A 9,974-nucleotide genomic window follows, 5' to 3' on the forward strand; every position below is an offset into this window, starting at 1 on the left:
CATAACAAGACAGTATTAAAAATAACGGAGGTGAATCCCTCGAAATGAGGGAACATATTGGACTCGAGTATATTAAATATCATTTTATTAATCATCTTTTTAGGTTTGACAGCATTTTTCGTAGCGGCTGAATTTGCAGTAGTCAAAATCCGTAAATCCAGAATTGATCAGTTAATCGAAGAAGGTAATAAAAAAGCTGAGATTGCAAAGAAAGTTGTAAGTGACCTTGATTATTACTTATCAGCTTGTCAATTAGGTATTACAATCACCGCTATTGGGTTAGGTGCTTTTACAAAGCCTTATGTTAAGCATTTAATGTATCCTATTTTTGAATGGCTCAATACCCCTGAAACCGTAATGAATATTTTATCTTATGGTATTTCACTTGCGATTGTAAGTTACCTACATGTCGTTATTGGGGAAATGGCACCAAAAACATTAGCGATTCAATTTTCGGAGAAAGTCACATTAATGTTGGCACCAAGTCTATATTATTTCGGTAAAGTAATGTATCCGTTTATTAGAGCATTAAATGGTACTTCACGATTTCTGTTACGTGCTGTAGGTGTTAAAGGAGCTAGCGAAGATCAAGCCTATTCAGAAGAAGAGCTTAAAATAATCATGTCTCAAAGTTTCCAAGGTGGGGAAATTGATAAGCAAGAATTAGAATATATGGAGAATGTATTCGCCTTCGATGAGCGTGTTGTCAAAGACATTATGGTTCCTCGCCCAGAGTTCGTTGCTATTGATAGGGATATGAATACTACAGAAATAGTATCGATTTTAGATGAGCATAATTACACTCGTTATCCAGTCGTTGAGGAAAACGATAAAGATAAAATTATTGGCTTTGTAAATGCAAATAAGTTACTTAGTCGCATAGTAACGAATCGTCCTGCTGATTTGAGTGATTTTGTTCGCACGATTCCATTTGTGTTTGAGCAAACACCGATTCAAAATGCATTATTAAAAATGCAGGAGGAGCGTGTACATATTGCGGTAGCTGTCGATGAATATGGTGGTACCGCTGGTATTTTAACGTTGGAAGATATACTAGAAGAGCTCGTTGGAGAAATTCGTGATGAATTTGATGCGGATGAAGTGGATGAAATTCGTAAGACGGGCGAAAACGAGTATACAATTAACAACCGAACATTATTAGAAGAATTAGAGGATCGCTTTGGTATTGATTTCGAGGATAGTGAAGATATCGATACAATTGGTGGTTGGGCACTAAATGAAGGTTTTAAAAACACATCGGAAGTTAACGAAGGAATGGAAATACAGCACGGTGATCATCTATGGGTTATTGGTGAAGTAGAAAACTACCATATTAAAGAAGTGATCTTCAAACAAAATTATTTTAAACAATAATTACGATTATTAATGGAGGTGAATCCCTTTCCATAAGGGAGTTAATTGGACGGTATAATTATTTTAAACTTAGCGTTAATCACATTATTTATTTTATTGACAGCGTTTTTCGTAGGGGCAGAATTCGCGATTTTAAAAGTGCGTATGTCACGAATTGATCAGCTTATCTCGGAAGGAAATAAAAAAGCAGTCGTCGCCAAGAAAGTTACACAAGATTTAGATTACTATTTATCAGCCTGTCAGCTAGGAATAACAGTGACAGCTCTAATTTTGGGAGCACTTGGAGAACCAACCGTTGAAAAAATGTTAGCTCCAGTATTTGAATATTTAAATTTAGGTGAAGCTCTTTCAACCGCACTTTCCTATGCCATAGCGTTATCGGTTGTCACATTTTTACACGTAGTTCTTGGTGAATTAATGCCAAAAACATTAGCAATTCAATATGCTGATAAAATGACACTTCTTTTAGCACCACCTCTTTATTGGTTCGGGAAAGTTTCTAAGCCGTTTATCTCAGCTTTAAATGGTTCTGCTCGTTCGTTATTAAAAATATTTGGTGTAAAGCCTGCGGGACATGACGAAGTGTATTCTGAAGAAGAGTTGAAAATGATTGTTACACAAAGCTTTGCAGGTGGAGAAATCAACCAAACCGAACTTGCTTATCTGGAAAATATATTTGCATTTGATACTCGTCAGCTAAAGGACATTATGATTCCCCGCTCAGAGGTGATTATGTTAGAAAAACAGCAAACGCTTGAGCAAATGGTGGCGGTCATTGAAGAGTTCGAATATACACGCTATCCAGTCATTGACGTTTTAAAAAAGAAGAATGACGTAATTGGATTTATTAACACAAAGGAAATGTTAACGGATATCGCTGCTGGGCGTTCTAATGACGTGACATTCTTCATCCATGACATCCCAAGATTTAAAAATTCAACAGTTATTAAAGAGGTATTCTTAAAAATGCAACAAACGCGTAAGCACATGGCCATTGTAACAGATGGTAAAGGAGTTATCGTGGGTCTAGTTACAATGGAGGATATATTATCAGAAATTGTCGGTGAGATTCAAGATGAAGATGATGGAGATTTCGTATATGCAACATAACGGTGTTTTTTAAACAATACATTTGAACAGTAACCCGAATAGTGTACACGTAACAAGTGGACCTATTCGGTTTTTTTTAAATAGAACCATCACGTTTTAGTTTTGAATATTTTGGTATCAAAATATTGTGTGGAGGGGGATAGCTATGAAAGCATTATATTTGGAAACTGATCGCTTGATACTAAGAACATTTAATGAGGATGATTATGAGAACTGGTCAAATGGATTCAATCATCGATTACCTTCTCAATATAAATACGACGAAGGATATAAAACAATGGAGAAGGTTTCTAAGGAATGGTTCTCTGAATGGATGAAAGGTTTTAATAAGGCTCAAGAGAACGACGAAATGTACATAATGGGTATTTTTAGAAAAGAGGATGGAGTTAATATCGGAAAGGTAGAACTAATCACAATTCTTAGGATGGATTATCAATGGGCCATGATGGGATATTCTATTCATAACCAATATTGGAAAAAGGGGTATGGAGTCGAAAGTGTGAGAGAAGCTAAAAATTATTTTTTTGACTCGTTAAAGTTCCAACGAATTGAACTTCATATTAATGTTGATAATAGACCGTCCGAAACTCTTGCTAAAAGAGCTGGCTTTAAATACGAGTGCACGCGAGAGAAGTTTTCTATGGAAGAGGAAGAATGGGTAGACTTTCTAGTTTATTATGCGCTTAGAGAATAAGCTTGTACCTTGGATCAGTAACATTTGAAACTAACTAAAAGAGCGAATATTTATATTTTTCGCTAAGTAACAAATAATCCTATTGACATTAGTTTTACATACATGATAAATTTATCCACAATAAAACCATACAAATTCGTTGATGAGAAAAAGTAAAAGATAAATCTATTCCAAAGAGAGCCGACGCTATGCTGAAAGTCGGTGTTTAGGTTATTTTTGAAAATCCTCTCTGAGAAGTCGCACTGAACTAAGTAAGTGTGATCGGGTGTCTACCGTTAAAAGGAACGCGTATGCTTGTACGTGGCTAAGTGCTATTGAGGTGAAGATTTCAATGGAATTAGGGTGGTATCACGGTTAAACCCGTCCCTTTACTGGGGCGGGTTTTTTGTATGTTTTATTAAATTGAACAAGGAGTGATATCAGATGGTTAACAAGGACGTAAAGAAGACGGTTTTACAACGCGAGCAGCAGATAAGAAAAATGTGGGAGGAGCATAATGTATTTCAAGCATCTATTGAGCAACGAGATGGAAATCCTACATTTGTGTTTTACGAAGGTCCTCCTACAGCGAACGGTATGCCACATGTAGGGCATGCCCTCGGTAGAACGATTAAGGATCTGGTCGCTAGATATAAAACAATGAAGGGTTATCAGGTCATTCGAAAAGCGGGCTGGGATACCCATGGGCTACCAGTTGAACTTGGCGTAGAAAAACAGCTTGGTATTTGTGGTAAGAAGGATATAGAAGACTATGGAGTCGAAGCATTTATCAAGAAATGTAAGGAAAGCGTATTTGTTTATGAAAAGGAATGGCGTGACTTCACAGAAAAGCTGGGATACTGGGTCGATATGGATAGCCCCTATATGACGATGAGTAATAGCTACATTGAAAGTGTATGGAATATCCTTGGTACTATACATGATCAAGGTTTGCTGCAAAAAGGTCATCGGGTTTCCCCATATTGTCCTAGTTGTCAAACGACCTTAAGTTCACATGAGGTATCTCAAGGGTATAAAACGGTTAAAGACTTATCAGCAATAGTTAAGTTTAAGCTTACACATAAAGAGAATGAGTATTTTCTTGGATGGACTACTACTCCTTGGACACTGCCGGCAAATGTAGCCCTAGCGGTTAATCCTTCGCTTGAATATGTTCGAGCGAAGAAAGGGGAGGAGGTATATATCCTCGCAAGAGATTTAGTTAAAAAAGTCTTGAAAGATGGATATGAGATTCTTTCCACCTTAAAGGGGGCAGAATTAGAGGGTCTTTCCTATACCCCACTTTTTGATCTTGTACATGTAAAACAGGGATATAAAGTAGTTACCGCAAATTATGTTTCAAGTGATAGCGGAACTGGTATTGTCCATATCGCACCAGCGTATGGGGAAGAGGATTACAAAGTGATGAAGGAAAATAGCTTATCTTTTATTCATGTAGTAGATGAAAGAGGGAGGTTTACAATAGCCGTCGAGGGGCTGGAAGGACGTTTTGTTAAAGAGTGTGATTTAGAGATTATACGATTACTCTCCCATAAAGGGCTACTGTTTTACAAGGAAAAATACGAGCATAGCTATCCCTATTGCTGGCGCTGTGATTCCCCATTGCTCTATTACGCAATGGAAAGCTGGTTTATACAAACTACAGCCTTAAAAAAACAATTTTTAGCTAATAATGAATCCGTATCTTGGCATCCAGAGCACCTCAAGCATGGTAGGTTCGGCAACTTTTTAGAGCAAATGGTCGATTGGAATATCAGTCGTAATCGTTATTGGGGCACCCCACTTAATGTGTGGGAATGCAGCAATTGTAAGCTTGAGCTCGCCCCTAAAAGTATAGAAGAATTAAGCAAGTATTCGCTACATCCTCTAGGAAGCATTGAGCTCCACAAGCCATACGTAGATGATGTTCATCTCTGTTGCCCTTCGTGTGCTGGAACTATGAGGAGAACTCCTGAGGTGATTGATGTATGGTTTGACAGCGGTTCTATGCCATTTGCCCAATATCATTATCCATTTGAGAATGAGAAGCTATTCTCTAAACAGTTTCCAGCAGATTTGATCGTAGAGGGGATTGATCAAACAAGAGGATGGTTTTATAGTCTTTTGGCTGTTTCTACACTGTTCACAGGTAAGTCACCATATAAGCGTGTTCTTTCCACTGGGCATATTTTAGATGAGAACGGCCAAAAGATGTCTAAAAGCAAAGGAAATGCGTTGGATCCCGTTGAGCTGATCCAACACTATGGGGCAGATTCGCTGAGATGGGCTTTACTCGTTGACAGTGCCCCCTGGAATGCAAAAAGATTTTCCGAACGAATTGTTCAAGAGGCGAAATCTAAGCTGGTTGATACATTAGACAATGTTTATCATTTTTATACGCTCTATACTACTTTAGATAAATATGTGGTAACGGGAGATAAAGCCCTTCAGCAAACAACATTAGATAAATGGATTCTATCCTGCCTTCATAGTACAATTCGCAACGTTAACATTAAATTAGATGAGTTTAACTTTACGAGTGCAGCCAGAGATATTGCACATTTAGTGGAACAAATCAGCAACTGGTACGTAAGAAGGTCGAGGGAACGCTTTTGGTCAAGTGGTCTTAATAAGGATAAGGTAGCAGCATATGAAACGCTTTACAAGGTATTGACTAAAGTAAGCCAATTACTTGCGCCATTTACACCTTTTATCGCGGAAGAAATATACGTGGGACTTACTGGGAAAAGTGTCCATCTTGCTGATTATCCACAGTCTGATGAATCCCTAATCGATCAATTACTCGAGCGAGAAATGGGTGAGGTATTACAGGTTGTTGAACTAGGAAGAAGCATTCGCAACAGTCTTGCTATAAAGGTAAAGCAGCCTCTAGCTCAATTGTTTGTGAAGAGCAGCAAGCCAATAAATTGGAGTGCATATGAAAATATTATAAGGGAAGAGCTAAATATCAAGGAGATTCATCTGCTTAACAGCGGAGAGGAATATTTTACTTCGACTGTGAGATTAGATTTTAAAAAATCAGCTGCTAAGTTTGGCAAACATTCAAATAGTATTAATGTGAGGCTAAATAACTTAACATCTAGTCAGGTAAGCGAGCTTATTCAAAATAGAAGTATAAAGTTAGAAGAAAAACTTGTTTTACTAGAAGACGTTTTAATAGAGAATAAAGTAAAGGATGGCTTTGCTTATGGAACTAGTAATGATATGACCGTTGTGATAAATGTGACATTAACGGAAGCCTTGATACGTGAGGGGTGGATGCGTGAGTTAATCAGGGCAATCCAATCCTATCGGAAGCAGTTGCTTTTACCTGTAGAAAAAAGAGTAAATATCACCCTTCGCACAACTGCCGAGATGCATGCAATCATAAACAATTTTTATCCCTTGTTAGAACAAAGTGTATTAATGAATCAGCTTATCGTTAAACAACAAAGAGTATCAGGTATAAGTGTGACGATTGGTGGTCATGAGATTGAAATAGCACTCGAATAAAAACTAAAAAAAGGGACATTCTTTCGCGAATGGTCCCTTTTCAAGTCTCTATTAATGCCAAGTATTTCTCTCCACTAAACGAGCGTATAAAACATAAAACTCTCTTTCTGGATATTTCTGTTTCATTTTATCAATATGTTTAACAGCATACTCTTCTGCCTCTTCATAAGTTAGGTGGGTCATAGTGCCGCCTGAATTGGTGTACATAGGAGAAGTTGCTTCGTTAATTTGTACAAAGGTGAATGTGATATAAATCTTTTCAGGAAGGTATTGGGCTCTTTTTAATTCGTCATCTGCTGTTCGATCGTTTTCTGAAAAGTAGAATGTATCATGCTTATTCAACAATCCAACTCTCTTTAGTACCCACAGATCCGTGTAACCCATAGAAACTTCTTCTCGAAGGTTTGTATAAATTTCCTCTAGGCTATCACCTATTTTAGGGAAGGCATCTCCTCGGTTGGTTAAGTAAACAAAGTAGCTGATATTTTCAGTTTCATCCAGTAACTTCTTGATCATTTTGCTCCTCCTTTTATTTTTAAGTTATGATAAAGTAAGTATATTACATTAATTCATACTATTGTTTATTTTCATTTAAACTTTAGTGAAAGGGTAGTGAAAATGGAAAAATTATTAACTTATATGAAGACAGTAGGAAGTTCTTCTATTCAACGTATACAGCTTCAACATCGCCTAGGGCTGGTACAATCCTTTAATATTGAAAAGGGGATGAGAGTGCTAGAAATCGGGTGTGGTCAAGGTGATACAACAGTTGCATTGGCAGATGCAGTAGGTGAAACAGGATTTGTAATGGCAATTGATATTGCTGGCAGAGATTACGGTAAACCCATAACCTTAGGAGAAGCCACTGACTTTATAAAATCCTCCCCAATAGGTAACCGAATATCTTTTGATCTAGAAGCAGACTTCCTAACGATGAAAATAGACGAGGCATATGATGTAGCTATTCTCTCTCACTGTCTTTGGTATTTTCAAGAACCTGCTACGTTGCTTTCTTATCTTAAACGATTAAAGAAGGTAGCTAAGCGCATATGTATCGCTGAGTGGGATTTAGAATGGACTAAGCCAGAGCAGCTTGCCCACTTTTATTCAGCGAGCATATTGGCAATATATGCAGAACAGTTTGAAGACGAGGGTAATATCCAAAATATTTTCCACAAGGAACAACTTAAAGATATGCTGAAAGAGTCAGGTTGGAACCTTGTTGACTCGAAAAATGTGGATGCATCGTTCCTACAAGACGGCAAATGGGAAGTAGACTATGCGATATCAGTGAGAGAGAAATTTAATCGTTCTCCCATTAAAATACAGACGCTAATTCAGAGTTATTATGCCTTGCTAGAGAAAGCTACTAATAAGGATGTTCAATCATTAAACAGTATAGTATTAATCGCAAACTAGCCTAACACACCGTAAGATTGCTAGATTCTTATGGTGTGTTAAGCAGGGTTTGTTTCATCATTCACGATATCGGTTATTTCTTTAACAGCCTTGGATGTTTTCACAAAATGAAGCCACTTTGCATTAGCAGTTATTTTATTTTTCACATGGAGCTCTACTATATCTTTATCCTTTAAAATTGTTTGAAGTGAGCTTATCGTGCCATTTACTTTAGCAAAGGCTAGTTTATTTGCCAAAGTCGGATTAAGTGCATATGCAAAGTCAATGATGTTGGAGTTAACTGGTAACTTAATAATATCCATTTTTGGTGTGTATATTTCTATTTCTTTATAAAAAAGTTCTAGAGAGACCAGCTCACAAAATGCAATTGGGTTATTCGTAATGGATTTAGCAAAAGGAATCGAGTTCCCTAAAAGAGAGGTACTTAGTGTTGTAGAATCAATGGACTTTAAGCAAGCGAATATACCATACTGGTAGAAGTAATGTGTTTGCCTATCCTGTAAAACAATTGTCATTGGAATGCCAGCTACCCTAACCTTTGTTTTGAGCTGTTTGATAAAGGGGTGTTTTTCAATGGCAATTTGGTCTACAAAATGATCTGGCATTGTTTCAAATGTGGAATGCACGAGACCAAGAGCTGTATAGCAGTTGAAGGTAGAATCAATGGTAATGTGAACAGTAAACATATCAGAAAGGTAAAATCCTTCACTTAACAAGATGAACCCTTGAAATAAGGGGATATTAATCCATCTATGTTTGGTAATTATGTGTGTGGTATCCTCTTTCATTAGTTTAGTAATAAATTCCTCATAGGATTCCTCATAGACTTTTGTATAGTTATTTATCTTCTCACGAAATTGCTTATACCGTTCCGGATGCAAATAGCTGAAGGCTAGCTCTTCCAGCTCCCTTTGGAGTGTAAACAACCCTATTCTTTCTGCTAATGGTGAAAAATAAAGAAGTGTTTCGTTTGAATAGGGAATTTTCTTTTCCGTTCTTTTGATAGCCAGGGTTCTCATATTATGCAAACGATCTGCTAGTTTAATAGCTGCTATTCGTATATCTTGAATAGCATAGGATAGGAGCTTCTCCATATTTATGGCACTATACTCCTCTTTTTCAAACGTACCTTTTTCGAACTTCGTTAACCCATCCACGATAAAGGCGACATCTTTTCCAAATAAAAGCTCTATTTCCTTGAGATCAACTGTTGTATCTTCCACTACATCATGAAGTAAGGAGCAGACTAAAGTCGTTATGTCAGCCTTGTATTCGGATAGAATCAGGCACACCTCGAAAGGGTGGATAATGTAAGGCTCACCAGTTGCTCTTGTTTGGCCAACATGCGCCTTTTCTGCAAAGTCCATGGCACTTCTTAGTTGAACTAATTCTCTTTCCTCTAAATAGTTACAGCTATGTATAAGCTGCTCTTTTACTTCCTTCATTTGAAATCACCTCCATTTATTAATATATGTATTAAGTCCTCCTTGAGCAAAGCAATTTAGACTAATTAAGTGGTATTTATATTTATTCTACTGAAATGTCAGAATCCCTTTTAAAAGGATCGAACAATCCTAAACATTCGGAGTCTTACCGTATGTTGAGCTAGAATATGCCATGAAAAAGATATTTTAAAAATTCATCCATTATTGCTTGGTTGGGAGGGAACGGGCATTTTCTTGGAGGCGGAGCGGGTAAATCATTTGATTAGACGGGTAGGTACGTAGACCATTCGATATTATTAATGGACGGTAAGGCTTTGTAGCTTCATGGATTTTAGTACACCAGCAAAATTTTATAAACTATCCTATGGCCGGAATATAATTAGCTAATAGACTTTAATCAGAGGGAACTACTACATATTAGGAATTGTTGAGAGGGAAGA

The 9,974-nt window shown here is 37.2% G+C and carries 7 protein-coding genes and 1 other annotated feature; of the genes, 5 read left to right on the forward strand and 2 right to left on the reverse strand.

Annotation, left to right across the window (positions count from 1 at the left end; translation table 11 throughout):
• Positions 1 to 57 precede the first annotated feature (57 nt).
• The 4 genes from AC06OU_RS18030 (at position 58) to ileS (ending at position 6,670) form a co-directional block, all read left to right on the forward strand.
• On the forward strand, positions 58 to 1,374 hold the full coding sequence (locus AC06OU_RS18030; protein WP_298469971.1) for a hemolysin family protein: 1,317 nt from the start codon (positions 58 to 60) through the stop codon (positions 1,372 to 1,374).
• Positions 1,375 to 1,419: 45 nt separating this feature from the next.
• Positions 1,420 to 2,484 (forward strand): hemolysin family protein, encoded by a 1,065-nt coding sequence (locus tag AC06OU_RS18035; protein ID WP_251553173.1) that lies wholly within the window; start codon positions 1,420 to 1,422, stop codon positions 2,482 to 2,484.
• Positions 2,485 to 2,623: 139 nt separating this feature from the next.
• Positions 2,624 to 3,178: a GNAT family N-acetyltransferase gene (locus AC06OU_RS18040; RefSeq protein ID WP_475857622.1), complete on the forward strand. Its 555-nt coding sequence runs from the start codon at positions 2,624 to 2,626 to the stop codon at positions 3,176 to 3,178.
• 130 nt (positions 3,179 to 3,308) lie between these two features.
• Positions 3,309 to 3,549 (forward strand) — a binding site (T-box leader).
• A gap of 52 nt (positions 3,550 to 3,601) precedes the next feature.
• Positions 3,602 to 6,670, forward strand: coding sequence for an isoleucine--tRNA ligase (gene ileS / locus AC06OU_RS18045; RefSeq protein ID WP_475857619.1), 3,069 nt, complete (start codon positions 3,602 to 3,604; stop codon positions 6,668 to 6,670).
• Positions 6,671 to 6,721: 51 nt separating this feature from the next.
• On the opposite strand, the gene AC06OU_RS18050 is transcribed toward ileS, so the two are convergent.
• A complete protein-coding gene (locus AC06OU_RS18050; protein ID WP_298469966.1) occupies positions 6,722 to 7,186 on the reverse strand; it encodes a hypothetical protein in 465 nt (154 codons plus the stop codon).
• A gap of 102 nt (positions 7,187 to 7,288) precedes the next feature.
• On the opposite strand from AC06OU_RS18050, the gene AC06OU_RS18055 reads away from it, so the two are divergent.
• Positions 7,289 to 8,089 carry a class I SAM-dependent methyltransferase gene (locus AC06OU_RS18055; RefSeq protein WP_475857620.1) on the forward strand — a complete coding sequence of 267 codons (801 nt, stop codon included), beginning with the start codon at positions 7,289 to 7,291 and terminating at the stop codon, positions 8,087 to 8,089.
• Between the two features lie 38 nt (positions 8,090 to 8,127).
• On the opposite strand, the gene AC06OU_RS18060 is transcribed toward AC06OU_RS18055, so the two are convergent.
• Complete coding sequence (locus AC06OU_RS18060) at positions 8,128 to 9,534, reverse strand: HD domain-containing protein (protein ID WP_475857621.1); 1,407 nt, start codon at positions 9,532 to 9,534, stop codon at positions 8,128 to 8,130.
• Positions 9,535 to 9,974 lie beyond the last annotated feature (440 nt).

The sequence above is a fragment of the Psychrobacillus sp. genome (genome assembly GCF_056205495.1).

Bases quoted from the DNA above. Each gene is read 5' to 3' on its own strand.
- AC06OU_RS18055 (WP_475857620.1), top strand. From the start codon at position 7,289: ATGGAAAAATTATTAACTTATATGAAGACAGTAGGAAGTTCTTCTATT.
- AC06OU_RS18050 (WP_298469966.1), bottom strand. From the start codon at position 7,186: ATGATCAAGAAGTTACTGGATGAAACTGAAAATATCAGCTACTTTGTT.
- AC06OU_RS18060 (WP_475857621.1), bottom strand. From the start codon at position 9,534: ATGAAGGAAGTAAAAGAGCAGCTTATACATAGCTGTAACTATTTAGAG.
- ileS (WP_475857619.1), top strand. From the start codon at position 3,602: ATGGTTAACAAGGACGTAAAGAAGACGGTTTTACAACGCGAGCAGCAG.